Source organism: Muricoccus radiodurans (assembly GCF_050154705.1).
Lineage (GTDB): Bacteria > Pseudomonadota > Alphaproteobacteria > Acetobacterales > Acetobacteraceae > Roseomonas > Roseomonas radiodurans.
The window spans coordinates 4,020,090-4,045,137 of the sequence record NZ_CP189561.1 but is presented as its reverse complement, the minus strand read 5'-3'; the positions used below and the strand labels follow the sequence as shown (position 1 = coordinate 4,045,137).

The 25,048-nt window shown below is 72.1% G+C and carries 25 protein-coding genes; 14 read left to right on the top strand and 11 right to left on the bottom strand.

The window, feature by feature from the left end; genetic code table 11:
• Positions 1-91: 91 nt before the first annotated feature.
• The 5 genes from ACP6CK_RS19100 (at position 92) to ACP6CK_RS19080 (ending at position 5,291) form a co-directional block, all read left to right on the top strand.
• Positions 92-1,696, top strand: a complete 1,605-nt coding sequence (locus ACP6CK_RS19100) for a phytoene desaturase family protein (RefSeq protein WP_426954888.1) — start codon at positions 92-94, stop codon at positions 1,694-1,696.
• Between the two features lie 2 nt (positions 1,697-1,698).
• Positions 1,699-2,493 (top strand): lysophospholipid acyltransferase family protein, encoded by a 795-nt coding sequence (locus tag ACP6CK_RS19095; protein WP_426954887.1) that lies wholly within the window; start codon positions 1,699-1,701, stop codon positions 2,491-2,493.
• Between the two features lie 34 nt (positions 2,494-2,527).
• Positions 2,528-3,625 carry a glycosyltransferase gene (locus tag ACP6CK_RS19090; protein WP_426954886.1) on the top strand — a complete coding sequence of 366 codons (1,098 nt, stop codon included), beginning with the start codon at positions 2,528-2,530 and terminating at the stop codon, positions 3,623-3,625.
• Positions 3,626-3,863: 238 nt separating this feature from the next.
• Positions 3,864-5,075: a hydroxysqualene dehydroxylase gene (locus ACP6CK_RS19085; RefSeq protein WP_426954885.1), complete on the top strand. Its 1,212-nt coding sequence runs from the start codon at positions 3,864-3,866 to the stop codon at positions 5,073-5,075.
• Between the two features lie 66 nt (positions 5,076-5,141).
• Positions 5,142-5,291: a hypothetical protein gene (locus tag ACP6CK_RS19080; protein WP_426954884.1), complete on the top strand. Its 150-nt coding sequence runs from the start codon at positions 5,142-5,144 to the stop codon at positions 5,289-5,291.
• Between the two features lie 68 nt (positions 5,292-5,359).
• Here the strand turns inward: ACP6CK_RS19080 and ACP6CK_RS19075 are convergent, their stop codons facing one another.
• Positions 5,360-7,006, bottom strand: a complete 1,647-nt coding sequence (locus tag ACP6CK_RS19075; RefSeq protein WP_426954883.1) for a YfbK domain-containing protein — start codon at positions 7,004-7,006, stop codon at positions 5,360-5,362.
• Positions 7,007-7,140: 134 nt separating this feature from the next.
• Here ACP6CK_RS19075 and ACP6CK_RS19070 point away from each other — a divergent pair, with 134 nt between their 5' ends.
• Positions 7,141-7,950 (top strand): cyclase family protein, encoded by an 810-nt coding sequence (locus ACP6CK_RS19070; protein ID WP_426954882.1) that lies wholly within the window; start codon positions 7,141-7,143, stop codon positions 7,948-7,950.
• 185 nt (positions 7,951-8,135) lie between these two features.
• On the opposite strand, the gene ACP6CK_RS19065 is transcribed toward ACP6CK_RS19070, so the two are convergent.
• Positions 8,136-8,762 (bottom strand): DUF7002 family protein, encoded by a 627-nt coding sequence (locus tag ACP6CK_RS19065; RefSeq protein ID WP_426954881.1) that lies wholly within the window; start codon positions 8,760-8,762, stop codon positions 8,136-8,138.
• Positions 8,759-9,514, bottom strand: a complete 756-nt coding sequence (gene dapB, locus ACP6CK_RS19060) for a 4-hydroxy-tetrahydrodipicolinate reductase (protein ID WP_426954880.1) — start codon at positions 9,512-9,514, stop codon at positions 8,759-8,761. The genes ACP6CK_RS19065 and dapB overlap by 4 nt, the downstream gene beginning before the upstream one ends.
• A 191-nt stretch (positions 9,515-9,705) precedes the next feature.
• On the opposite strand from dapB, the gene ACP6CK_RS19055 reads away from it, so the two are divergent.
• Together ACP6CK_RS19055 and ACP6CK_RS19050 are read left to right on the top strand one after the other, a co-directional pair.
• A complete protein-coding gene (locus ACP6CK_RS19055; RefSeq protein ID WP_426954879.1) occupies positions 9,706-10,557 on the top strand; it encodes a hypothetical protein in 852 nt (283 codons plus the stop codon).
• Entirely contained in the window at positions 10,557-11,027 is a 471-nt protein-coding gene (locus tag ACP6CK_RS19050; protein ID WP_426954878.1) for a hypothetical protein, read from the top strand. The genes ACP6CK_RS19055 and ACP6CK_RS19050 overlap by 1 nt, the downstream gene beginning before the upstream one ends.
• A gap of 121 nt (positions 11,028-11,148) precedes the next feature.
• Here ACP6CK_RS19050 and ACP6CK_RS19045 read toward each other — a convergent pair whose 3' ends face one another.
• The 5 genes from ACP6CK_RS19045 to ACP6CK_RS19025 form a co-directional block, all read right to left on the bottom strand.
• Positions 11,149-11,550 carry a PRC-barrel domain-containing protein gene (locus ACP6CK_RS19045; RefSeq protein ID WP_426954877.1) on the bottom strand — a complete coding sequence of 134 codons (402 nt, stop codon included), beginning with the start codon at positions 11,548-11,550 and terminating at the stop codon, positions 11,149-11,151.
• 147 nt (positions 11,551-11,697) lie between these two features.
• On the bottom strand, positions 11,698-12,042 hold the full coding sequence (locus ACP6CK_RS19040; protein ID WP_426954876.1) for a hypothetical protein: 345 nt from the start codon (positions 12,040-12,042) through the stop codon (positions 11,698-11,700).
• A 17-nt stretch (positions 12,043-12,059) separates the two neighbouring features.
• On the bottom strand, positions 12,060-13,199 hold the full coding sequence (gene dnaJ, locus ACP6CK_RS19035; protein ID WP_426954875.1) for a molecular chaperone DnaJ: 1,140 nt from the start codon (positions 13,197-13,199) through the stop codon (positions 12,060-12,062).
• Between the two features lie 133 nt (positions 13,200-13,332).
• Positions 13,333-15,288: a molecular chaperone DnaK gene (dnaK, locus tag ACP6CK_RS19030; protein WP_426954874.1), complete on the bottom strand. Its 1,956-nt coding sequence runs from the start codon at positions 15,286-15,288 to the stop codon at positions 13,333-13,335.
• A gap of 434 nt (positions 15,289-15,722) precedes the next feature.
• The gene (locus ACP6CK_RS19025) at positions 15,723-16,298 is read right to left on the bottom strand and encodes a nucleotide exchange factor GrpE (RefSeq protein WP_426954873.1); all 576 of its coding nucleotides are present in this window, start codon (positions 16,296-16,298) and stop codon (positions 15,723-15,725) included.
• 142 nt (positions 16,299-16,440) lie between these two features.
• On the opposite strand from ACP6CK_RS19025, the gene hemH reads away from it, so the two are divergent.
• The 4 genes from hemH to rho all read left to right on the top strand — a co-directional run bounded on the left by hemH (position 16,441) and on the right by rho (position 20,251).
• Positions 16,441-17,616 carry a ferrochelatase gene (gene hemH / locus ACP6CK_RS19020; protein WP_426954872.1) on the top strand — a complete coding sequence of 392 codons (1,176 nt, stop codon included), beginning with the start codon at positions 16,441-16,443 and terminating at the stop codon, positions 17,614-17,616.
• The gene (locus tag ACP6CK_RS19015) at positions 17,616-18,293 is read left to right on the top strand and encodes an HAD family hydrolase (protein WP_426954871.1); all 678 of its coding nucleotides are present in this window, start codon (positions 17,616-17,618) and stop codon (positions 18,291-18,293) included. The genes hemH and ACP6CK_RS19015 overlap by 1 nt, the downstream gene beginning before the upstream one ends.
• Complete coding sequence (gene hemJ, locus ACP6CK_RS19010; protein WP_426954870.1) at positions 18,290-18,742, top strand: protoporphyrinogen oxidase HemJ; 453 nt, start codon at positions 18,290-18,292, stop codon at positions 18,740-18,742. The genes ACP6CK_RS19015 and hemJ overlap by 4 nt, the downstream gene beginning before the upstream one ends.
• A gap of 225 nt (positions 18,743-18,967) precedes the next feature.
• The gene (gene rho / locus ACP6CK_RS19005) at positions 18,968-20,251 is read left to right on the top strand and encodes a transcription termination factor Rho (RefSeq protein ID WP_426954869.1); all 1,284 of its coding nucleotides are present in this window, start codon (positions 18,968-18,970) and stop codon (positions 20,249-20,251) included.
• Between the two features lie 106 nt (positions 20,252-20,357).
• Here the strand turns inward: rho and ACP6CK_RS19000 are convergent, their stop codons facing one another.
• On the bottom strand, positions 20,358-20,648 hold the full coding sequence (locus ACP6CK_RS19000) for a hypothetical protein (RefSeq protein ID WP_426954868.1): 291 nt from the start codon (positions 20,646-20,648) through the stop codon (positions 20,358-20,360).
• 159 nt (positions 20,649-20,807) lie between these two features.
• On the opposite strand from ACP6CK_RS19000, the gene ACP6CK_RS18995 reads away from it, so the two are divergent.
• Positions 20,808-21,575: a GNAT family N-acetyltransferase gene (locus tag ACP6CK_RS18995; protein WP_426954867.1), complete on the top strand. Its 768-nt coding sequence runs from the start codon at positions 20,808-20,810 to the stop codon at positions 21,573-21,575.
• Between the two features lie 174 nt (positions 21,576-21,749).
• Here ACP6CK_RS18995 and ACP6CK_RS18990 read toward each other — a convergent pair whose 3' ends face one another.
• Together ACP6CK_RS18990 and ACP6CK_RS18985 are read right to left on the bottom strand one after the other, a co-directional pair.
• The gene (locus tag ACP6CK_RS18990) at positions 21,750-22,724 is read right to left on the bottom strand and encodes a quinone oxidoreductase family protein (protein WP_426954866.1); all 975 of its coding nucleotides are present in this window, start codon (positions 22,722-22,724) and stop codon (positions 21,750-21,752) included.
• Positions 22,721-23,242, bottom strand: coding sequence for a methylated-DNA--[protein]-cysteine S-methyltransferase (locus tag ACP6CK_RS18985; protein WP_426954865.1), 522 nt, complete (start codon positions 23,240-23,242; stop codon positions 22,721-22,723). Before ACP6CK_RS18985 ends, ACP6CK_RS18990 begins: the two co-directional genes overlap by 4 nt.
• A 458-nt stretch (positions 23,243-23,700) precedes the next feature.
• On the opposite strand from ACP6CK_RS18985, the gene mnmE reads away from it, so the two are divergent.
• On the top strand, positions 23,701-25,002 hold the full coding sequence (gene mnmE, locus ACP6CK_RS18980; RefSeq protein WP_426959952.1) for a tRNA uridine-5-carboxymethylaminomethyl(34) synthesis GTPase MnmE: 1,302 nt from the start codon (positions 23,701-23,703) through the stop codon (positions 25,000-25,002).
• The last annotated feature ends 46 nt before the right edge of the window (positions 25,003-25,048 follow it).

Genomic DNA, 25,048 nt, shown 5'->3' with positions numbered 1-25,048 from the left:
GGCCGATGGCCCGCGGCAGCCTGACAAATATAAATGGGGGGTCCGGGGGGAAATACTGTCCCCCCGGCCTTCCTCTGAAGGAACTCCGCCCATGTCCAAGGTGATCATCATCGGCGGCGGCCTGGGCGGCCTGGCGGCGGCCTGCGTCGCGCAGGCGCGCGGCCATCAGGTCACGCTGTTCGACAAGAACGACTGGCTCGGCGGCAAGGCGGCCGTGCTGCACCTCGATGCGCCCGGGGAGCCCGGCGGCCACAACGGCGGAACCTTCCGCTTCGACATGGGCCCGACGATCCTGACGGTGCCGCGCGTGCTGCGCCGCATCTTCGCGGAGGCCGGGCGCGACCAGGCCCGGGACCTGCCGTTGATCCGCCTGGACCCGCAGTGGCGCTGCTTCTTCGACGATCGCACGCAGATCGACCTGCGAGAGAACGTGAACGCCATGGCCGGCGCCATGGACGCCTTCGCCCCGGGCAACGGCGCCGGCTACCGCCAGTTCCAGGCCCTGTCGGAGAACCTCCACCGCATCTCGGAGGGCTTCTTCTTCTGGAAGCCGGTCGAGGACCTGACGGATACGATGGACTTCCGCGCCAACCTGCGCGCCGACACGCTGAAGGACGTGCTGGCGCTGCGGATGGGCAAGACGGTGGCGAAGGTCATCCGCGGCCATGTTCCCGATGCGCGGTTGGCGCAGATGCTGGACCACTACACCCAGTATGTCGGCTCCTCGCCCTACCTCGCGCCCGCCGTGCTCTGTGGCATCGGCGACATGCAGGCGACGGAGGGCATCTGGTATCCGGTGGGCGGCACCCGCGCCGTCGCGGAGGGGCTGGCGAAGCTCGCCGCCTCGCTCGGCGCCGATCTCCGTCCCGGCGTGGAGGTGACGGGCCTCGACCTGCGGGACGATGGCGGCACGCCGCGCGTCGCGGGTGTCATCGCGAACGGGGAGACGATCGCCTGCGACGCTGTTATCTCCAACATGGATGCGGTGCGCACCTACAAGGAGCTCGTCGGCGGCAAGCCCGCGCGGAAGGTGGAGCGGAAGAATTACGAGCCGGCCTGCAGCGGCGTCGTGCTCTACCTCGGGCTCAACCGGCGTTACGAACACCTCGCCCACCACGACTTCGTCTTCTCCCGCGACGCGGAGGAAGAGTTCGAGGCGATCTACAAGAAGGGCATCCCGGCCCCGGATCCCACCGCCTACCTCGCCGCGCCCTCCGCCACCGATCCGACCGTCGCGCCGGAGGGTGGGGAGGCGCTCTACGTCCTTGTCCACACGCCGCACCTCCGACCCGGCCAGGACTGGTCGAAGATGCTGCCCGCCTATCGGCAGGTGATCCTTGACAAACTCAAGCGAACCGCGGGCATGGAGGACATTGAGGAGCGAATCGTGGTGGAGCGCGCGCTGACGCCGCAAGACATTCACGACCGCTACAAGGTGCTGGACGGCGCGATCTACGGCCTCGCCTCTCACGGCGCGTGGATGGGCGCCTTCAAGCCGGGCAATCGCTCCCGCTCCGTGCGCGGCCTGTATCTGGCGGGCGGGGCGGCGCATCCGGGTCCGGGCATGCCGATGGTGATGATGTCCGGCTGGATCGCCGCGGACGCGCTGGATCAGGATGCCGGCGGCCGCGGCATGTCGGACGCCGCGCGGATGGCCGGGACGCGCGACGCGCTGCTCCCGCGCGCCGCGGAATAGCGATGCCGGCGGAGAAGGTGGCGCCCTCTCCCGTCGCGCTCCGCGACGCGCGGGCCTACGCCTTCTTCCACGTCGCCTTCTCCCGCTTCTTCCGCCGCCACATGGGGGCGCTGCGGGTGCCCCACTGGGGCGTGCCGCAGGACCCGCCGAGCGGGGTGCCGCTGATCGTCCTCGCGAACCACCCGTCCTGGTGGGACGGGGTGGCCTTCATGCTGCTCTCCGCGCGCCTCTTTCCGGCGCGCGACGTGTACATCCCGATGGAGGCGGCCGCGCTCGCGAAGTACCGCTTCATGCGGCGGCTCGGTGTCTTCGGGATCAAGCCGGGCGCGCGCGGTGCCGTGGCGTTCCTGCGCACCGCGACCACCGTGCTCGCCGCGCCGCGCGCGATGCTCTGGATGAACGCGCCGGGCCGCTTCCAGGACGTGCGGGAGCGGCCGGTCGCGCTCGCCCCCGGCGTGACCCGCCTGCCCGAGATCGCGCCGGACGCGGTCGTCCTGCCGCTCGCCCTCGACTACGTCTTCTGGACCGAGCGCCGGCCCGACATGCTGGCGGCCTTCGGGACGCCGATGAACGGCGCCGCCCTCAACGCCATGGACCGGGATGCCCGGGAAGCGGCGATCCGCGCGGCTCTGACGGTCACCATGGACCGCTTGGCCGAGGAGGCGATCAGCCGCGATCCCGCCCGCTTCACCGTGGTGGCCGAGGGCGCGGCGGGGATGGGGGGCTTCTACGACCTGTGGCGGCGGGTGACCGCGGCGATGCGGGGCCGCCGCTTCGATCCGCGTCATGCACCATGACGACCCCTTCGATTCTTACTAGCCTGTAATCCTGATGCCGCTCGCCACCCTGTCCCTCGCGCTGGCCGCCCTGCCCACGGCGATGGCCGCCGTGAACCTTTCCCTTCTGCGCCGTGCCGAGGGCCGGCCGGCGGAGGGGACGCTCGTGTCCCTTCTGATTCCCGCGCGGGACGAGGCGGAGAACATTGCGGCCTGCCTGGACGCCGCGCTGGCCAGCACGGGCGTCGCCATCGAGGTGCTGGTGATGGACGACGGGTCCCGCGACGCCACGGCGGAGATCGTCGCCGCGCGCGCCGCGGTGGACCCGCGGCTCCGGCTGCTGCACGCGCCGGCCCTGCCGCCTGGCTGGACCGGGAAGGTTCACGCCTGCGCGCGGCTGGCCGAGGCAGCGCGCGGGACGCATCTGCTCTTCCTGGATGCCGACGTGCGGCTGGCCCCGGACGCGGCGGCGCGGATGGCGGCGCAGGCCCAGGCGCGGGACCTCGCGCTCGTCACCGGCGTGCCGCGGCAGGTCATCGGGACAATCGGGGAGGCGCTGACGGTTCCCGCCATCAACCTGCTGATGATGGGCTACCTCCCCGGCGCGGGGCGGGCGGAGACGGCCCATCCCTCCATGGCCGCGGCCTGCGGGCAGCTCATCCTGGTGGAGCGGGGGGCCTATGAGGCGGCCGGCGGGCACGCGGCCTTCCGCGGGCAGCTTCATGACGGGCTGCTGCTGGCGCGAAACCTCCGCGCCGCGGGGCACCGGACGGAGGTGGTGGAGGGCGCGTCGCTCGCGACCTGCCGGATGTACCAGGGGTTCCGGGAGTCCTGGCGCGGCTTCCTGAAGAACGCGCATGAGGGCATGGCCACGCCGGTTGGGCTGCCGATCTGGACCTTCCTGCTCGCGGGCGGGCACCTGCTGCCCTGGCTGCTGCTGCCGCACCCGGCGGCGGCGGCGGCGCTGGTGCTGACCTATGTCACGCGCGCGGCCATCACCTGGCGCGCCGGCGAGCCGTCCTGGACCATTCCGCTGCATCCCGCCGCCATCGCGGTGGCGTTGGCCATCCAGTGGACGGCACTGGTGCGGACCCGGCTCGGGCGGCCGGCGGGGTGGAAGGGGCGGGCGTACCGGGCCGCGGGCGGGGCGTGAGGGTGGGGCACGTCTGGCCCGAGGGAGGGCTCTGCCCTCCCTGGATTCTCCCGCCGGGAAGCCTTGTCTCCTGGACCTTCCTTCCGGACGGTGGGATGCGTCCGGACCTCGGCGGTGAGGGGGATCGGGTGGGCGCGAAGGGGTTGGGGCACGGCTTCGGCGCCCCCTGGAGGAGGGGAGCGTTGGGTAGCGTCGCCCGGTCCGCCGTCCCAGGGACAGCCCGGCGACACGACAGCCCATGACCACGCATGTTGTGGGGGGCGGCGTCGCGGGACTGGCCGCGGCGCTCGCAGCGCGCGCGGCGGGGCAGCCGGTGGTGCTGCATGAGGCGGCGGGCTCGGCCGGGGGGCGGGCCAGGGCGCTGCCGGATGGGACCGATAATGGAACCCATGCGGTGCTGGGCGCCAACCGGGCGGCGGTCGGGTTCCTGAAGGAGGTCGGGGCTTGGTCCGGCTGGGTGGAGCCGGAGCCGGATGGGTTGCCGGTGCTCGACCTGGCAGATGGGTCGGCGCGGCGTGTGGCGCTGTCGCCGCTGGGATGGTGGCGAGGGGATCGGCGGCCGCACGGGCTGTCCGCGCGCGGGGTGATGGCGCTGCTGCGGCTGGCGCTGCCCGGGGCGGATGCGGCGGTGGGAGCTCGGATGGCGGGGCATCCCGCGCTGCTGCGCGGGTTTGTCGAGCCGCTGGTGATCGCGGCCCTGAACACGCCGGTGACGGAGGCGTCCAGCCGCCGGCTGGCGGCGGTGCTTCGGCGCGTGGGCGGGCCGGGGGCGGCGCGGCTGCACGTGGCGCGAAGCGGGCTGGGGCCGGATCTGGTGGAGCCGGCGCTGGCGGCGCTGCGGCGGGGCGGGGCGGAGGTCCGGTTCTCCGCGCGTTTGCGGGGGGTGGAGGTTGAGGGGGAGCGGGCCGCGGCCTTGCAGTTCGGCGGGGAGCGGGTGGCGCTGGGCGACGGGGACCGGGTGGTGCTGGCGCTGCCGCCTTGGGAGGCGGCGCGGGTGATGCCGGGGCTGCCGGTGCCGGTGGAGCATGCGCCGATCCTGAACCTGCATTTTGCCCGGGAGGGGGCGGGGGCGGTGCGGTTCCTCGGGGTGCTCGGGGGGTTGTGCCAGTGGGTGCTGGTGCGGCCGGGGGCCGTGGCCGTGACGGTCAGCGCGGCGGATGCGGAGGCGGGGGAGCCGGTGGAGGTGCTGGCGCCTCGGGCCTGGGGGGAGATCCGGGCGTTGGCGTCGGCGTTCGGGCTGCCGGGGGAGTGGCCGGTGGAGGTGCCAGGGTGCCGGGCAGTGAAGGAGCGTCGGGCGACGCCGCGGCATGTCGTGGGACAGGCGGCGCCGCCTGACGTGCGGGCGCTGCGGAATCTGGCGCTGGCAGGGGACTGGATGGAGCCGGTGCTGCCGGCCACGATCGATGCGGCTGTGCGATCCGGACGGCGGGCGGTGCGGGCGCTGGGCTGAGGGTTGGCGGGCGCCCTGGTTCGGTGTGGTCCGGGGACGCCGCCCGACCACGGCCTGACGCCGCGAATGATGGTGCTGGGCAAAGAGGTGGATGCGAGCCCGCTGACGATGGCCGCGGCCCTGGCCGCGCGGCTGGGGCCGGTGCTGGGCGCGCTGCCGGAGCGGGACCAGGACCGGGTGATCCTGGCGATCGAAGAGATGGTCAGCCGCGCCTGAATTGATCGCGGGGTCCGGGGGGGCGTTCACCCCCCGGCGGAGGTCCGGAGGCGGAGCCTCCGGAGCGGTTAGTGCAGCATCGAGAGGGCCGAGCCGCGCGAGACGCGGCGGACGAGGGCGACGAATTCGGCGCGGCGGCCGTCCACATCGCGGCCGAGGGCGGCAGAAGCGGTGGCGGCCATTTCCTCCAGCGGCCAGGACCGGACCTGCGGAGAGTTGCGGAGGTGCTGGGCGAAGCCGGCGACGGCGGCGGCGAAGCGGGCGTCCGCGGGGGCGGCGTCGAAGGTCGGATGGCTGTCGCGGGGGGTGATGGCGCGGACCAGCTCGCGGCTCGTGGATTCGCCGGGGCGCTTGTAGCGGAGGCGGAGGAAGGCGAATTCGGCGCCGCGGTTCGGGGGCGGGGCGGCGCCGGGCGCGGCGGGGGCGTAGCGGAGGGGGTCCACCGCCGGGGCGGCGCCGCGCGGGATGAATTCGTAGAGGGCGGTGACGGCGCGGTTGGAGCCGATCTCGCCGGCGTCCACGGTGTCGTCGCGGAAGTCCTCCCGCCGGAGGAGGCGGGTTTCGTAGCCGATGAGGCGGTAGCCGGAGACCTGGGCGGGGTTGAACTCGACCTGCGCCTTCACGTCGTCGGCGACCGGCAACAGGTTCTGGGCGAAGTCCTCCACCAGGGCGCGGCGGGCGTCCTCGGGGGTCGCGGCATAGACGTAGATGCCATTGCCGGCGCGGGCGATCGTGCTCATGCGATCGTCGGAGAGGTTGTCGAGGCCGACGCCCAGGGTGGTCAGGTAGATGCCGGCGCGGCGGCGTTCGCGGATGAGCCCTTCCAGGGCGGGGGCGCTGGTGGGGCCGAGGTTGAAGTCGCCGTCGGTGGCGAGGACGACGCGGTTCACGGCGTTGCGGTCGAAAGCCTTTGCCGCCTGGTCGTAGGCCAGCGCGAGCCCGGCGCCGCCGGAGGTTCCGCCATCGGCCTGGAGGGTGGAGAGGGCGGCTTCGATGGCCGCCTGGTTGCCCGCCGGGGTGGGGGGCAGGGTGACGGCGGTCTTGCCGGCGTAGGTGACGATGGAAACCTGGTCCGTCGGATTGAGGCGGCGGGTGAGGGACCGCATCGCCTCCACGACCAGGGGGAGGCGGTCTGGCGGCGCCATGGAGCCGGAGACGTCCACCAGGAGGGTGAGGTTCACGCGGGGGGTGGCCGCCGGGGCGTAGGTGCGGAGGCCGATGTGGAGGAGGCGGCGCTCGGGGTTCCAGGGGGAGGGGTGGACGGAGATGAAGGGGGCGAAGGGTTCGGCGCGGCTGGCCGGGAGGGGGTAGTCGTAGGGGAAGGCGTTGATGAACTCCTCGGCACGGATGGCCTCGGGCGGGGGGCGGCGGCCCTCAAGGAGGAGGCGGCGGGCAATGGCGTAGGAGGCCGTGTCCGAGTGGAGGGAGAAGGTGGAGACAGGCGCCTCGGCGACGGATTGGAAGCCGTTCTCGGGGGCGTTGCGGAAGTTGGCGGCGGGAGGCTGGGCCTCGAGCGGGCGAGGGTCCGGGGCGATGAGGCGGCCGCCCGGAGCCGCGCGGCCGGCGACGCTGCCGATGACGGCGCCGGATGGTGCGGCTGGCATCGCGGGGGAGGCAGACGGGGCGGCCACGACGGCGGGGCGGGGGCCAGGGGCGGCCTCGCAGGCGCTCAGGAGCCCCAGCAGGGCGAGGGCGGGGCGGAGGCGGGGGGTCAAAGGGTGATCCTCAAGGACGCGCGGAGGGTTCCGAAGGGGGTGTAGGGGGTCAAGCATTCCCGTGTCGCGACGATGGCGCGGCAGCCCGGCGATCCGGCAGGATGTCGTGACGGAGCCGGATGGAGGATGCGCCCATGTGCAATGCGTGCGTGATGCGGTCGGTGGCCCAGGGGCTCGGGCGGCGGGGGGTGGTGGCGGCGGCCGCGGCGTCGGTGCTGGGGCTGTCGGTGCGGCCGGGGGCGGCGCAGGTGGTGCGGGCCGCGCCGGTCGGGCGGGTGGTGGACCTGACACACACGCTGCGGCCGGATTTCCCGACCTTCGACGGGTCGGCGGCGTTCGAACAGGAGCGGATCCTGACGCTGGCCCGGGACGGGTACAACCTGAACCGCTTCACCTATGGCGAGCATGTCGGGACGCATTTCGATGCGCCGATTCACTTCACCGAGGATGGGGCGACAGTGGACCGCATCCCGGTGGAGAACCTGGTGCTGCCGCTGGTGGTGCTGGATGTGCGGGCGAAGGCGGAGGCGGATGCCGACCTGGCAGTGACGCCGGAGGACATCGCGGCGCATGAGGGGCGGCACGGGCGGATCCCGGCGGGGTCCTGCGTGGCGATGAACGCCGGGTGGGATGCGCGGGTGGGCGGGCCGGGATTCCGGAATCCGGTGGGGAGCGGGCTGCGGTTTCCCGGGTTCCGGCCGGATGTGGCGCCACTGCTGATCGAACGCGGGGTGGCGGCGGTGGCGGTCGATACGCTCTCGATGGATCGCGGGAGCGAGGTGGGCTTCGGGTTCCACAAGGCGTGGCTGGGCAGCGGGCGCTGGGGGCTGGAGTGCGTGGCGGGGCTGTCGGGGTTGCCGGCCACGGGGGCGACGCTGGTGGCGGGGGCGCCGAAGATCGCGGGCGGGACCGGCGGGCATGGGCGGGTGATGGCGCTGGTCTGAAGCAACCGGCCTGGTCGCTTCCTGCCCGGGGAAGGCCTTGCCTTGCCCGTACCCCATCCACCAGGGCGCGAACGCACGCCCTGGACCCGCGTCGAAATAGATCGCGGGGTCCGGGGGCCGCGTCCGGCCCCCGGCGGAGGGTCCGGGAGGCAGAGCCTCCCGGGGCTACGCGGACGGCGGGTTGTTCAGGCGATCCGGTGGCGCATGACGTCGGGCACGCCGTCTCGGATGGCGAGTTCCTTCGCGGGCTTGCGGTCGGGGCGGGGGTATTCGGTCAGGGGGCGGAAGGTGGTCTCATCACGCGGGGTGCCGGGGCGGCCATAGAGGCCCGCGGCGATGCCGGTGTTGATAGGGGCGGTGACGGCGCGGTCCGCGTGGGCGGCGAGGAGGCCGGCCGTGTCGAAGGCGAGGACGATTTGAGCGCGGGCGCGGTTCACGCGGGCGAGGCGGTGGGCCTGGGCCTCGTCCACCCAGAAGAAGACGTGGCTGTTGATCAGGCGGCGCCAGGCGGCGGGGCGGCCGGTGTAGGCGCCCCGGAGGCAGGCGGTGAGCGGGGCGTCGGGCATCCACTGGTCCCGGAGGGTGGCGCCGGGGAGGCCGGGGCGGGTCAGGCGGGTGAAGACCCCACGGCCGCGATTGTCGTCGAGCAGGGCGGGGCGGTCGGGCTCCGGGACGCCGTAGAGGTCCACGAGGGCGGCGGCGGAGAGAAGGCCGTCGCGCTCGATGCCCGGCAGGGCGTCGGGGTCGGTGACGTGGAAGAGCCGGGGGTGTCGGGCGGCGAAGCGGGCGGCGCCTTCGGCGGCTGCGGTCATGCCATGCCGAGAACGTGCTTCATGTCGTACAGGCCGGGCGGCTGGCCGATCACCCAAAGGGCGGCGCGGACGGCGCCGGTGGCGTAGACGCGGCGGTCGAAGGAGCGGTGGGTGAGGGCGATGTGCTCGGAGCCCGAGGCGAAGAGGAGGGTGTGCTCGCCGACCACCTGGCCGGCGCGGAGGGCGGCGAAGCCGATGGTGCCGGTCTTGCGGGGGCCGGTGTGGCCGTCGCGGCCGCTCTCCGTGCCGGCTTCCTCCAGCGTGGTGCCACGGCCGGCGGCGACGGCGCGGCCGAGGGCGACGGCGGTGCCGGAGGGGGCGTCCACCTTCTGGCGGTGGTGGGTTTCCACGATCTCGGCGTCGTAGGTCTCGGGGGGCAGGGCGGCGGCCATGCGCTCGGCGAGGGCGAAGAGGAGGTTCACGCCGGGGGCGAAGTTGGCGGCGTAGACGACCGGAATGCGTCCGGCGACGGTTCGGAGGGCGGCCTCCTGCGCGGCGCTCAGGCCGGTGGTGCCGAGGACGAGGGGGGTGCCGGTGGCCGCGGCGGCCTCGGCGTGGGCGGCGGCGGCGTCGGCGATGGTGAAGTCGATCAGGACGTCGGAGACGCGGCCGAGGGCGGCGGGATCGTTCGGCCATTCCTCGCCGCGGCGGGCGGTGCCGCCGGCCAGGGTGGCGCCGGCGGCGGCCACCTCCTCCTTCAGGAGGGTGCCCATGCGGCCGCTGATGCCGAGGATGCCGATGCGTGCGGGCATGGTGGTCTTCCCGTTGTGGTCGGGCGGAGTGTCAGGGGATCATGGGGGTGGGGGAAGGGCCTTGCCGGTCGTGCCGGGGGCGTCATCATCGGGCGATGCGCGCCATACCCCTTCTTTTCCAGGCCCTGCTCGGGGTGTTTCTCGCTGTGGCGGCCGGAGGAGCGGGGCTGGCCCAAACCCGGGAACCGGCGGTGCGACACGCCGGAAGTGCCGCGTCGTTCTATGAGGTGCGGCGGGGGGCGGACGGGGTCCTCGTCATGACGGCGCGGAACACCCGGTTCGAGCCCTTCACGCGGTATGGGGATCGCGGGCAGCCGGCGCCGCGGGTGGCCACGGTCACGACCGAGGTGACGCAACGCTCGGACGCGGAGGGGACGCCGGGGCGCATCTCCGTGGTGGTCGAGGATCTGTCGGCGGCGGTGGCGCGGCGGGTCGCGGCGTTTTCCGATCCCGGGAGCGAGGGGGTGCTGCTGGGGTGGCGGCACTTCGTGACGACGGAGTTCGGGTGCTGCGCCGCGCCGAACGTCCGGCGGGTGCGGCTGCTGGAGAATGGGCGGTTGCTGTTCCGCGCGACCGGGCCGGGGCCGGCGGGGACCGTGGCCTGGATGGAGGCGCCGAACGCGCGCCCCCGGCTGACGCGCTGGGCGGCCTATGACGGGGCGCTCGACCAGGCGGCGTATCGGCGGGGGGCGATCGGGGTGCTCGCCTATGGGAGCGAGGCGGAGACGATCCAGCGATTGGAGGTGCGGTACCGCGAACAGCCGGAGCACGATGCGATGGACCTTAACCTCGGGCATGGCGGGCGGCTGGTCTGGGTGCAGCCGGAGCACGCGCCCGAGGCGGGACGGGCGGAGACGCCGTTCCCGATCTGGGGCCTGGATGGGGGGCGGCCGTCGGCTGAGATCGGCGGGTTCTCGCTGCGGCTGCTGGACGGGGACGGGACGCTGGCGGTGGAGATCCCGGTCGAGGGGGACCGGCTAGTGGTGGGGCGGGCGACGCTGGGGGCGGGGTTCTCGCTGGAAGCTCTTGGTCTGGACCGCTGATGCAACAGGCACTGGCCGGCGTCGCTGCCCTGCTCTGCGGATTGTGCGCGGCGAGAACCACGTCCGCGCAAGACATGTTGGCACTGTCGCTTGCGGCGCGGCGCGATCTCATGAGCATCGCGGCTTGTGCCGATTACTACTCCGATCAAGGCGATGGCGGTCGGCTGCAGGACTTCGCCTCGATCCATCGCCAGATGGACGCCGATGCTGACCATCAGCAATTGCTCTCCGTCCGGCCTTCAGCCGATCGGAGGGCTATGGAATTGGGAAACTGGCCCAGGAGCCGGCTGAGGCCTCTTACGGGCATGGAGGTGGCCGTGATCCTGGAGCAGCTTCTGCGGCGTCTCCCGGATCAGTTCGAGCGCGCGTGCGAGGACATACGCGCGCGTGTCGCTCGCGGGCTGACACCTTTCGAGCCGCTTGCCGAGCGGTTCCCGGCCGAGGTGGCCGCGCTGCGGGCGCTTCGCTAACTCGGACGATCCTTGTCAATTACCGGGCTGCCGCGCCCCGCTTCTGCCAAGGGCCCGCGGTAGCCTGAAAAAGAAGTTGGGGGTCTGGGGGAATTCCTTCCCCCAGTCTTTCGTGGACGACTCAGACGTCCTGCCAGAAGGGCTCGGCCTTGTAGTAGTCGTAGACGCGGCGGCCGTAGGTGTCAGACAGGTCGATGTTGTCGGCGGCGGCGTAGGTGGGCGCGCCTTCGAGCTGTTCGCGCGTGAGGTCCACGACATAGCCGCCGAGGCGGGTGTCGTAGTCCAGGACGGACCAGGGCAGCGGGTGATGGTTCTCCCCGATGCCGAGGAAGCCGCCGAAGGAGAGGATCGCGAAGGCCACGCGTCCCGTGATCTTGTCGATCATCACATCCTCGATCGTGCCGAGGCGTTCGTCCTGGCGGTTGAAGACCGGCGTGCCCTGGACCTTGTCGCCGGAAATCAGGCGGCGGCCGCTTTCGGGGCGGACGGTGCTGGGGAGGCCGGTGGGGGAGATGTCGGACATGGGGCAGGCCCTCTGGCTGTCTGCCGCATGAACGTGGGAGAGGCCGGTCGGTTAGGGAGGGGGCGGCGGGAAGCGATCGAGGAAGGTGTGGGCGCGCGGGAGCGCGTCGTGCAGGAACTCGCCGCCCGTTCGCGGAGCCAGAGGCCGTCATAGGTGCGGGACTTCGCATTCGAGACCAGGACATCCGGTGGAAGGGGGGATAGGCGTCGCGCTCCATCCGGGCCACCAGCGGCGGGCTTTCGCGGTGGTGTGGCGCAGGAAGGCGCCGCGGTCCGAATAGCCATGATAATCGAAGACCCAGCGATCCGACGCGACGACGATGTGGTTGCCGGTGAAGCCGGGTTCGGGCCTCAGCCAGAGAGCGCCGCGGCCTCTCGTGCCGTGACGTTCGAGATAGGCGTCGGCGAGGATGTGGCAGGCGCCGCAGGCGAAGAAGACGCGGTCCGGAAGGGACCAGCGCCGGGCGGGGTCGCGCTTCACCTCGCCCGGCACGCGGTACACCGGCGGGGCTAGCGGCCCAGCCCGTCCAGGAACTCCTTCACGCGGGAGAAGAAGCCCGCGTTCTCCGGGCTGGTGCGGTCGTTGGCGGCGGCCTCGGCCTCGAACTGCTCCAGCAGCTCCCGCTGCTTCGGGGTGAGGTTCTGCGGGGTTTCCACGGAGACCTGCACGTACATGTCGCCGCGCACGGCGCTGCGGAGGACGGAGAAGCCTTTGCTGCGCAGGCGGAACTGGTCGCCGGCCTGGGTGCCGGCGGGGATGGTGACGCGGGCCTGGCCGCCATCGATGGCCGGGACCTCCACCGTGCCGCCCAGGGCCGCCTGGGTCATGCGGAGAGGGACGCGGACGAAGATGTTCTGGCCGTCCCGCTGGAAGATGGGATGCGGGCGGATGCCCACGTCCACGTAGAGGTCGCCCGCGGGGGCGCCGCGGAGGCCGGCCTCGCCCTCCCCGCTGAGGCGGATCCGGGTGCCTTCCTCGACCCCGGCGGGGACGGTGACGTTCAGGGTGCGGTCGCGCTGCACCCGGCCGGCGCCCTGGCAGATCTTGCAGGGGTTCTTCACGATCCGGCCCTGACCGCCGCAGGTGGGGCAGGTGCGCTCCACCAGGAAGAAGCCGGACTGGGCGCGGACCTTCCCCTGGCCCTTGCAGGTGCCGCAGGTCTCGGTCTGGGCCTTGCCGCCATCGGCGCCGGAGCCGTTGCACGCCTCGCACGTCACCGAGCTGGGGACGCGGATCGTGGTCTTGGTGCCGGCGAAAGCCTCCTCGAGGGAGATGCTGATCTCGGTGCGCAGGTCGGCGCCGCGGCCGCTGGGCTGGCTGCCGCGGCGGCCGCCGAGGTTGCCGAACATCTGCTCGAAGATGTCCTCGAAGCCGCCGCCGAAGGGGCCGCCCCCGCCGAAGGGACCGCCGCCCCCGCCGCCATTCTCGAAGGCGGCGTGGCCGTAGCGGTCATAGGCGGCCCGCTTCTCGGCGTCCTTCAGGACGTCATAGGCCTCGTTGATCTCCTTGAACTTCGCCTCGGCCGCCTTGTCCCCGGGGTTGCGGTCCGGGTGGCACTGCATGGCGAGCTTGCGGAACGCCTTCTTCAGCGTGTCCTCGTTCGCGTCCCGGGCCACGCCGAGGGTTTCGTAGTAGTCGCGCTTGGCCATCTGTCTTCCCGTGCGGTTCCGGCCCCTGGCCGGCCTGTCCACGCCCCGTTCAGGCTTTACAACAAGCCGTCATAACGACGAAGCGCCCGGCCCGCTCTCGCGATGCCGGGCGCTCCACTGTGTCCGCGGGGCCTCAGCTCTGCTTCTTCTTCGTGTCCACGTCCTCGAACTCGGCGTCGACCACCTTGCCCGGGTTGGCGCCGGGGTTCTGGCCGCCCTGCTGGCCGCCCGCCCCCGGGTTGGCGCCGGCGCCTGCCTCGGCGCCGGGCTGCGCCCCGGCCTCGGCTTGCGCCTTGTACATCGCCTCACCGATCTTCATGGCGGCGGCGGACAGGCGCTCCCCGGCGGACTTCATCGCGTCGGGGTCGCCGCCCTCCAGCGCGGTGCGGGCGTCGGCCAGCGCGGCCTCCACCTCACCCTTGTCGGCGGCGGCGAGCTTGTCGCCATTCTCCGTCAGCTGCTTGTCCGTGGAGTGGACGAGCGCCTCCAGCTGGTTGCGGGCCTCGACGCCCTCACGGCGGCGCTTGTCGGCCTCGGCGTTCGCCTCGGCGTCCTTCACCATCCGCTCGATGTCGGACTCGCTCAGGCCGGAGCGGGCCTGGATGCGGATCTGCTGCTCCTTGCCGGTGGCCTTGTCCTTCGCCGAGACGGAGACGATGCCGTTCGCGTCGATGTCGAAGGTCACCTCCACCTGCGGCACGCCGCGCGGCGCGGGCGGGATGCCCGTGAGGTCGAAGTTGCCGAGCGGCTTGTTGTCCGCCGCCATCTCGCGCTCGCCCTGGTAGACCTTGATGGTCACGGCCGTCTGGTTGTCGTCGGCCGTGGAGAAGGTCTGGGATTTCTTCGTCGGGATGGTGGTGTTGCGGTCGATCAGCCGGGTGAACACGCCGCCCAGCGTCTCGATGCCCAAGCTCAGCGGGGTCACGTCGAGCAGCAGGACGTCCTTCACCTCGCCCTTGAGGACCGCGCCCTGGATGGCGGCGCCGATGGCGACCACCTCGTCCGGGTTCACGTTCCGCGCCGGCTCCTTGCCGAACTTCTGCTTCACCGCCTCGATGACCTTCGGCATGCGGGTCATGCCGCCGACGAGGATCACCTCGTCCACCTCGTTGGCGGAGAGGCCGGCGTCCTTCAGCGCCTGGTCGACGGGCGTCATCGTGCGCTGCACGAGGTCGTCCACGAGGGCTTCCAGTTTCGCGCGGGTGAGCTGCATCACGAGGTGCTTCGGCCCGGAGGCGTCGGCGGTGATGAACGGGAGGTTGATCTCGGTCTGCTTGGCCGAGGAGAGCTCGATCTTCGCCTTCTCGGCGGCTTCCTTCAGGCGCTGCAGGGCGAGCTTGTCGCCACGCAGGTCAATGCCCTGCTCCTTCTTGAACTCATCGGCCAGGTAGTCGATCACGCGCTGGTCGAAGTCCTCGCCGCCGAGGAAGGTGTCGCCGTTGGTGGACTTCACCTCGAAGACGCCGTCGCCGATCTCAAGGATGGACACGTCGAAGGTGCCGCCGCCAAGGTCGTAGACCGCGATCGTGCCGCCGTTCTTCTTGTCCATGCCGTAGGCGAGCGCCGCCGCCGTCGGCTCGTTGATGATGCGCAGCACCTCGAGGCCCGCGATGCGGCCGGCCTCCTTCGTCGCCTGGCGCTGGGCGTCGTTGAAGTAGGCGGGGACGGTGATGACGGCCTGCGTCACCTTGTCGCCGAGATAGGCCTCGGCCGTCTCCTTCATCTTGCCGAGCACGTAGGCGGAGACCTGCTGCGGCGCCATCTTGTCGCCGCGCGCCTCGACCCAGGCGTCGCCGTTGTCGGCGCGCACGATCTTGTAGGGGACGAGGCCGATGTCCTTCTTGACCATCTGGTCGTCGAAGCGGCGGCCGATGAGGCGCTTCACGGCGTAGAGCGTGTCGGTCGGGTTCGTCACGGCCTGGCGCTTGGCGCTCTGGCCGACGAGACGCTCACCCGTCTTGGAGAAGGCGACCATGGAGGGGGTGGTGCGCGCGCCCTCCGCGTTCTCGATCACCTTGGTGTCGCCGCCTTCCATGATGGCGACGCAGGAATTGGTGGTGCCGAGGTCGATTCCGATGACCTTGCTCATCCGTATCACTCTCCTTGCGGCGGCCGTGGCGCGGCCCGGTATCAGGCGCCGTGCCCGGCCCCATGTTCCGTCGGATGGGGTGGAAAGGCGGGTCAGCGACCCGCACGCCGCCGCATGTATTCAGCGGGGCATCGCAGGACAAGACCCGGAGCGTGGGCAGTTCTTCGCTGTTGCGCTTGTGGCCCGCGGGGGCGGCGCCGCCTCCCCCTGCGCCCCCTCCGCCGGGGACCCTGAGGGCCCCGCCCCCCCCGCTTCTGTTTGAAGGCCCTTGGCTGAGGGTCCCCCCATTTGGCTGTTCACCAAGCAGGGGACCTTCAGCCAAGGGCGCTCACTTACAGATGGGAGGTCCAGGAACCTCAGGTTCCTGGCGGATGGGAGCCCGAGGGAAGGCAGGGCCTTCCCTCGGAGTCAGCAGCGCAACAGCGCCGAACCGCTCAGCCCGGCTTGCCGGCGACGACGACCATGGCCGGCTTCAGCAGGCGGCCGTTGAGGGTCCAGGCGGGGGTCCAGGCGGTGATGATGGTGCCCGGGGGGAAGTCGGAGGTGGCGGGCTGCTCGGCCATGGCCTGGTGCTGGTCGGGGTCGAAGGGCTTGCCGACCGGGTTCACCTGATGGACGCCGTGGCGCTCCAGGGCGGAGACGAGGGCGCGCTCGGCGCTCTCGAAGCCGTCGCGGAGCTTGCCGAGGAGGGGGTCCTCGCCGTCGCGGGTCGGCGGCAGGGCGTCGAGGCCGCGGCGGAGGTTCTCGGCGGCGTCGGCCATGTCGCGGGCGAATTTCTGCAAGCCGTAGTTGCGCGCGTCCTCCAGCTCCCGCTTGTGGCGGTTGCGGAGGTTCTGCATCTCGGCCTCGGCGCGCAGCCACTTGTCGCGCATGGCGGCGAGCTCGGCGGCGTGGTCGGGGGTCTCGGCGGGGCCGGGGGCGGCGGCCGCGTTGGTGGCGGCGGTCTCGGGCGGGGCGGCGGTGTCGTCGGGCGTGGCGGGCCGCGTGGGGTCGGTCTGGGTCTGGCTCATCGTTCCGGGAAATCTTCTGTGTCTGGCGGGGCGCGGGGCGCCCGATCTCGGGGCCTCAACTAGGGGGCGCGGGGGCACGGGACAAGCATGGCCCGGGCGCGGGGGGTTGACCCGGGCCGGGGCGATGGCATGTGCGGCGGCCATGGACCCGACCGATGCCGCCCTTGCGGGCGCCCCGCCGAAGACGCTGGCGCCGCGGAAGCTGGCCGTCGTGCTGTTCAACCTCGGCGGGCCGGACGGGCCGGCGGCGGTGCGGCCCTTCTTGGAGAACCTGTTCACCGATCCGGCGATCCTGCGCTTTCCGGGCTTCATCCGGAAGCCGCTGGGGCGCTTCATCGCCGCGCGGCGGACGAAGGCGGCAATGGCGAACTACGCGATCCTCGGCGGGGGCTCTCCGCTGCGGGCGCTGACGGAGGATCAGGGGCGGGCGCTGGCGGCGGCGCTGTCCGGGGATGGCCCTGAGGGACCGATGCTGGCGCGGTGCTTCGTGGCGATGCGCTACTGGCACCCCTTCACCGAGGAGGCGATGGCCGATGTCGTCGCCTTCGCGCCGGATGAGGTGGTGCTGCTGCCGCTCTATCCGCAGTTCTCCACGACGACGACGGGGAGCAGCCTGACGGCCTGGCACGCGGCGGCGGCGAAGGCCGGGATCGGCGCGCCGGCGGCGACGCTGTGCTGCTGGCATTCCGATGAGGGCTTCGTCCGGGCGACGGCGGAGATCGTGCGTCGGAGCTGGGACGAGGCGCGGGCGGCGGTGCCGGAGGGGACGCCTCTGCGGCTGCTGTTCTCGGCGCACGGGCTGCCGGAGCGGATCGTGAAAGCGGGCGATCCGTACCAGTGGCAGGTGGAGCGGAGCGTGGCGTCTGTCGTGGAGGCGCTGGCGATCCCGGGGCTGGATCACGCGCTCTGCTACCAGTCCCGCGTGACGCCGCAGAAGTGGCTCGGGCCGAGCGCGGAGGAGGAGATCGCGCGCGCAGGGGCCGAGGGCGTGGCGCTGCTGGTGTGTCCGATCGCCTTCGTGTCGGAGCATTCCGAGACGCTGGTCGAGCTGGATGTGGAGTACCGGGAGCTGGCGCATGCCAAGGGCGTGCCGGGATACTTCCGGGTGCCGGCGCAGAACTCGGATGCGGGCTTCATCGCGGCGCTGGCGGGGCTGGTGCACCGGGTGCGGGCGGAGACGCGGGGGTCGCGCGACCGGGCGGGCGGGAAGCTCTGCTCCTTCGCGGGTGGGCGGCAATGCCCGAAGGCGCATGGGGGATGCCCGCATGAGGGGCTGTCGCCCCTGCGCGCCGTGGCGGCGCAGCGGGTGGCCGCGTGATGAGGGACGCGGCGATGCGGCCGGCAGCGGTGCTGTTCGACTGCGACGGGGTGCTGGCGGACAGCGAGGCGCTGGCGAACCAGGCGGTGGCGGCGAACCTGACGGCGCTGGGCTGGCCGATGACGCCGCACGCGGCGCGGGAGACCTTCCTGGGCATGTCCCTGCCGGCAATGGTGCCGGTGATCGAGAAGCGGCTCGGGCGGGCGCTGCCCGCGGACTGGCCGAAGCGGCTCGTGGCGGAGCTGGTGGCGCTCTATGACGGGGATGCGCTGCGGCCGGTGCCCGGCGCGCCCGAGGCGGTGGCGGCGATCCGGGCGGCGGGCATCCCGATGGCGGTGGCGTCCAATTCCGGGCGCGAGGAGCTGCGGCGCAAGGCCGTGCTGCTCCCCTTCTTCGCGGCCTTCGAGGGGCGGATCTTCTGCTTCGAGGACGTGGCGCGGGCGAAACCGTTTCCCGACATGTACCTCGCGGCGGCGCGGGCCTGCGGCGCGCCGCCGACGGATTGCGTGGTGGTGGAGGACAGCCCGGCCGGGGTCAGGGCCGGGGTGGCGGCGGGCTGCCGCGTGATCGGTGTGGCGCGGGAGAGCACGGTGCTGGACCTGCTGGAGGCCGGGGCGTCCGAGACCCTGTCGGACCTGTCGGCGCTGCCGGGGATGCTGGGGCTGGTGCCGGCATGACCCTCCCCGTCCTGACCGGGCTCTATCCCTGGACCAAGGCCCTTCACCTGATCGCGGTGATCGCCTGGATGGCGGGGATGTTCTACCTGCCCCGGCTCTTCGTGTACCACTCGGCGGCGCCGGTGGGCGGCGAGCTGTCCGAGACGCTGAAGGTGATGGAGCGGCGGCTCCTGAAGGCGATCATCAACCCCGCCATGGGGGCGGCCTGGCTGCTCGGGATCACCCTGGTGCTGACGCCCGGCGTGGTCGACTGGTCCGCCGGGTGGTGGCACCTGAAGATGGCCGGGTTCCTGGCGATGAGCGCCTTCCACGGGCATCTCTCGGCGGCGCGGCGCGGGTTCGCGGCGGATGGGCGGCCGAAGACCGAGCGCTACTGGCGGATCGCCAACGAGGTGCCGACCGTCCTGATGGTGCTGATCGTCATCATGGTGATCGTGAAGCCCTTCTGACCGGCGGGCCTTGATTTTTCGCGATTTCCACCCAACTGCTGCTTGACGGCAGCGCCGGACCGCTTCTAGCTTCCGGCCCGGCGAGCCAGCCCGGGATTCTCCCGGCGCCTGTCGCCACCCCGCGCATCATCCATGGAACCCCGCCGCCCGGCGGCGGACGCGGCCAGCCCGCGCCCGATCCAGGTTCCGCGCAGACCTCCCCTCCCGACTTGTCCACGGACACCCATGCATCTCTCAGAACTAAAGGCCAAAAGCCCCGGCGACCTGCTCGCCTTCGCGGAGGAGGTCGGCGTCGAGAACGCGTCCTCCTTGCGTAAGCAGGACATGATGTTCGCCATCCTCAAGCAGTTGGCGGACAGCGACCAGGCGATCCACGGCGACGGCACGCTGGAGATCCTCTCCGACGGCTTCGGCTATCTGCGGAATCCCCAGTCCAACTTCCTGCCGGGGCCGGATGACATCTACGTCTCCCCTGCCCAGGTCCGGCGCTTCGCGCTGCGGACCGGCGACACGGTGGAGGGCCAGATCCGGGCCCCGAAGGACGGAGAGCGCTACTTCGCGTTGCTGAAGGTCAACACGGTGAACTTCGAACCGCCCGAGGCCGTGCGGCACCGCGTGAACTTCGACAACCTGACGCCGCTCTATCCGACCCGGCGCCTGAAGATGGAGAACGAGCACGCGGACGCGGCGCCGGCCATCGCGAAGGCGGCGACGAAGGACAACACGCACCGGGTGATCGACCTGGTGGCGCCGATCGGCATGGGGCAGCGCGCCCTGATCGTGGCGCCGCCGCGCACCGGCAAGACGGTGATGCTGCAGAACATCGCCCGCTCCATCTCGGCCAACCATCCCGACGTCTTCCTGATGGTGCTGCTGATCGACGAGCGGCCGGAGGAGGTCACGGACATGGCCCGCACCGTGCGCGGCGAGGTGGTAGCCTCCACCTTCGACGAGCCGGCGACGCGCCACGTGCAGGTGACGGAGATGGTGCTGGAGAAGGCGAAGCGCCTGGTCGAGCACAAGCGGGACGTGGTGATCCTGCTGGACTCCATCACCCGGCTCGGGCGCGCCTACAACTCGGTCGTGCCGTCCTCCGGCAAGGTGCTGACGGGCGGCGTGGACGCGAACGCGCTGCAGCGACCGAAGCGCTTCTTCGGCGCGGCGCGCAACATCGAGGAGGGCGGGTCGCTGACGATCATCGCGACGGCCCTGATCGACACGGGCAGCCGCATGGACGAGGTGATCTTCGAGGAGTTCAAGGGCACCGGCAATTCCGAGCTCATCCTGGACCGGAAGCTCTCGGACAAGCGGGTCTTCCCGGCGATCGACATCACCAAGTCCGGCACCCGCAAGGAGGAGCTGCTGGTGGATCGCGCGGACCTGTCGAAGATGTGGGTGCTGCGCCGCATCCTGAACCCGATGGGCACGCAGGACGCGATGGAGTTCCTGCTGGACAAGCTGAAGTACAGCAAGACGAACCACGACTTCTTCGACGCGATGAATACCTGACGCGCCGACGCCGCGCCGCCCTTCGGGACGGTGCGGCGGAGGTCCGGATGCAAGAAGGCCCGCCCCGGTCACCCGGGGCGGGCCTTTCCTGTTCAGGCCGGCCTGATCAGCGGGCCGCGCCGCCCGCGCCGCCCGCGCCGCTGCCGGACTCGTTGCCGGACTGCGGGGTGCTGCCGGTCGTCGCCACGCCCGAGCCGGCGCGACGGCCATCCGGGGAACCACCGGCGCCGCCGACCGGCACGCCGGGGGAAGCCGCCATGCCGGGGGAGCCGGCGCCCTGGTTCACAGTCACGCCGCCGGGGGCGCTAGGGGTCGGGGCGGTGGAGGTGGTGGCCTGCGCGAAGGCCGCGCCAGAGGCGAGGCTCAGCGTGAGCGCAAGGGCGAGACGGGTCATCATGTTCAGCTCCTTCGGGACCGTTGGTGTGCGGGGGGGGAACGCGGACTCCGCGCGCCGGTTTCGTTGTGGGTTCGATCCTGTAGGACGCGCCTCCGCACCGCGTTTGCGGCCGGTGACGGCGCATCACATCCTGTCGCAGCGGGCCGCCTGATCCGGCCCGTGCAGCAGGGATGGGGCGCAGCGGACGCGATGGATGGGGTGGATGTGGCGCGGCTGGAGCGGGCCGCGCTGAACGCGGTGCCGGCGGCGCGCGTGGCCTGGGACGGCGGCTTCGTGGTCCGCGCCTTCCTGGGCGGGACGGGGCGGGCGAATGCGGCGTGCTCTTTCGATCCTTCGGCCGATCCGGGGCTGGAGGCGCGCGTCGCGCGGATCGAGGCGCATTACGGGAGGCTCGGGCTGCCCTGCCGCTTCCGCTCGACGCCGCTGGACCCGCCGGACCTTGTGCCCTTGCTGCAGGCGCGCGGCTATCGCGAGGCCGAGGGAGCGGTGATCATGTCCGGCCGCTTGGCATCGGCGGCGGATGCAGCGCTCCGCTGGCCGGACGGGCCGGACGAGGACTGGCTCTCGGTGCTGTCCACGGCGGATTACCAGACCCCGGCGCGGCGGGAGGAGAAGCGGCTGGCGGTGGGGATGCTCCTGCGTCCGGCGGCCTGGGCCGTGCTCCCGATGGAGGGCACGCCCGCGGCCTGCGGGCACGCGGTGGCGGACGACGGGCTGTGCGGGCTGTTCGACATCGCGACGGCACCGGCGTTCCGGCGGCGCGGCCTGGCGGCGCGAGTGATCCGGGGCCTGGCGGATTGGGGCGCCGGATTGGGAGCGTCGGTCTGCTGGCTGCAGGTCGCGACCGGGAATGCCGGAGCGCAGGCGCTCTATGCCGGGCTGGGGCTGAGCGAGCGGTATCGGTACCGCTACTTCCTGAAAGGGTAGGACGCGGAGGCTCTGCCCCCCGCGCGCCTCCGCTGAGGGGCCAGCGGCACCTTGACCCCGCGTTCCATGTCCGCAGGACGCGGCAGCACCCAGGGGTCCAGGGAGTGGAAAGCTCCCCGGTAGGCCAAGAAAGCGCCGCCCCGGCGCTTCCGGAAAAATTCCGGTCCGAAATTTTTAAGGGATGAGGACCGTACTGCCGGTTGTTTTCCGGCCCTCCAGCGCGCGATGGGCGTCTGCCGCGTCTTTCAGGGGGAAGGTCTGGTTGATGCCGATCTTCACCTTGCCGCTGCGCACGACGTCGAAGAGCTCCTCGCTCATCGCGAGGAGGTCGGCGCGCTTGGCGACATAGGTCGCGAGGGTGGGGCGGGTGACGTAGAGGCTGCCCTTGGCCGCGAGCACGCCAAGATCGACACCGGTCACCGGTCCGGAGGCGTTCCCGTAGGAGACGAGGAGGCCGAGCGGCGCGAGGGAGTCGAGCGACGCGGTAAAGGTGTCGCGGCCGATGCTGTCGTAGACGACGGGCAGGCGGGCGCCGCCGGTAATCTCGCTGACGCGGCTGGGCAGGTCGTCGGAGGAGAGGATCACATGATCGGCGCCGTGGCTGCGGGCGAGCTCGGCCTTCGCCTCGGTGCTGACGGTGCCGATCACGGTGGCGCCGAGGGCCTTTGCCCACTGGACGAGGATAAGGCCGACGCCGCCGGCAGCGGCGTGGACGAGGATCGTCTCGCCCGGCTTCACCGCGTAGGTGCGGCGGAGGAGGTACTGCGCGGTCAGGCCCTGGAGCAGCATCGCCGCGGCCGTGTCGAACGGGATGTCGCTCGGCAGCTTTACCAGAAGATCGGCGCGGATGGTGCGGGCCTCGGCATAGGCGCCGATCGGGCCCATGGCGTAGCCGACGCGGTCGCCGGGCTTCAGGTCGGTCACGCCCTCGCCCACGGCCTCGACCGTGCCGGCGCCCTCCATGCCGATGACGGCGGGCATGGCGGGCGCCTTGTAGAGGCCAGTGCGGAAGTAGATGTCGATGAAGTTGAGACCGATGGCGGCGTGGCGGACGAGGGCCTCACCGGGTTTCGGGCTGGGGAGAGGAACCTCCTCCCAGACGAGCTTCTCGGGCCCGCCCGTCTCGTGAAGGCGGATGGCGTGGTTCATCGGGAGGCGTTCCTCGGGCGCGGCGTCGGCGCCGGTTCGGGGAAGGGGAAAAGGGAGTCGGAGGCGGCTGGCCGGCCTCGGCGCTCCAGGGCAAGAAGCCAGCGCTTCGTATCGAGGCCGCCCTCGCCGGAATAGCCGCCGATCGCACCGCCGCTGCCGATCACACGATGGCAGGGGATGATGATCGGGATGGGATTCGCGGCATTGGCACCGCCGATGGCGCGTGAGGCCGTGCCGAGCAGGCGCGCGAGGTCGCCGTAGCTGCGGGTCTCGCCCGGCGGGATGGCGCGGAGCGCGTCCCAGACGCGGCGGCGGAACGGGGAGCCTGGCGGGTTCAGCGGAAGGTCGAAATCCAGGCGCAGCCCGTCCATGTAGTCCTGCAACTGGTCCGCGGCGCGATGGAGGAGAGGCGTTTCCTCGCGGTCTCGGCCCTGACCCCAATCGAGGGAGACGATGGCCCCGTCCTCCTCGGACAGGGTCAGCGGGCCGAGGGGGGTATGAAGCGAGGTTTGGGGCATGGGCGGCCGGGAGATTCGTCGGCCCCTGGGGCGGCGGCGTCAAGCGGGGCGGGGGGATCGTGATGGAGGCGTGGCCCCATGGCCATGGCCGGAGACGGGCAGCGTCCGGCCGAGGGTTGGGGAGTGCCAGTTCGGCTTCAATGCCTTCGGCACCGGCTGCAACGGCGGGTCTGGCGAGGGTCTGGCCCCATGGCGACCCGAGCTGTTTCACGTGAAACAGTTCGACCGGTCTGTCAGGCGGCTGGCGACACCGCCCATGCCCGGTCCAATTCTCCCCTTGGCTCGGCCGCGCCACGCGGCCATCCGGAGCGACGGCACCTTCCGGATGCCCGATGCCGAACGGGACCGGTCAGGGGAAACCATGAATCACGAGTGTGGAGCTGCCCGTGCCGGGCCGTGAGCCGCAGGAGGACAGGGGCCTGGACGCCGCGACTGAAACCGGGCCTGGACGGTCCACCATCTTCGCCCTGGCCACCGCGCCCGGACGATCGGCCGTGGCCGTCGTCCGCCTTTCCGGGCAGCGTACCGGCGCCGTTGTGACGGCGATGGCCGGACGTCTGCCAAAGCCGCGCCGTGCGTCCCTGCGCCGGCTCCGCGCAGAAAACGGCGACGTGCTGGACGAGGCGCTCGTGCTCTGGTTTCCCGCCCCCGGCTCCTACACCGGAGAGGACTCGGCCGAACTCCATCTGCATGGCGGCCCAGCCGTCGTCGCGGGTGTGTTGGATGCGGTGACCTGTTTGGGCGCCCGGCCAGCCGAGCCGGGTGAGTTCACCCGACGTGCGGTGCTGAACAGTCGTCTCGACCTGACCATGGCCGAGGGCATCGCCGACCTCATCGCGGCCGAGACGACCGCGCAGGCGCGCCAAGCCTTGCGACAGGCGGGCGGTGAGCTGGGTGTCCTCTGCGATGGCTGGTCGGAGCGCGTGACCCGTATGCTGGCGCACCAGGAAGCCGAGATCGAGTTCGCGGAGGAGGGCCTGCCCTCCGATCTCGAGATGGGCGTGCGGGCAGGCGCGTCCGCGCTCGCCCAGGAGGTGGCGGCGCATCTGGCCGACAGCGCGGCGGGAGAGCGCGTCCGCCTCGGCCTGGATGTCGCGATCCTCGGGGCACCGAACGCCGGAAAGTCGTCGCTGCTGAACGCCCTCGTCGGACGAGAGGCGGCCATCGTCTCCGCCCGCGCCGGCACCACCCGCGATGTGGTGGAGGCGCGGATGATCCTCGCCGGGCTACCGGCCACCCTGGCCGATACTGCGGGTCTGCGGGAGGCCGGGGACGAGATCGAGGCCGAGGGGGTGAGGCGGGCCCTGCACCGGGGCGAGGGGGCCGACCTCGTGCTCGCGGTGCTGGCGGTGGATGCCGAGCCCGACCCGCCGACGCTCGCGCTCCTGGCCCGGCGGTCCTGCATCGTGATCGCCAGCAAGACGGATCTGGGTCCGGCACCGGTTTCCCTGGCGGGCCAGCCAGTGATCGCGATCTCCGCACGGACGGGTGCGGGAATCGCCGATCTGCGGGCCAGGCTGGAGGCGGAGGCCAACGCCCTCGCGCCGCTGGCCGAGGCCGCCCTCCTGACCCGGCCGCGTCACCGGGCAGCGCTGGCGGAGGCCGTCAGTTGGCTGCGCGAGGCGGCGGAGGACAGGATGCCGGAGATCCGTGCAGAGGCGCTGCGCGCGGCCCGGCAAGCCCTCGGACGGCTCACCGGGCGTGTCGGCGCAGAGGAGGTGCTGGACCAGGTCTTTGCGGAATTCTGCATCGGCAAGTGACCGGCGTGCCCCGCCGACGTGGTCCCGCCCACGCAGCACGACGGAA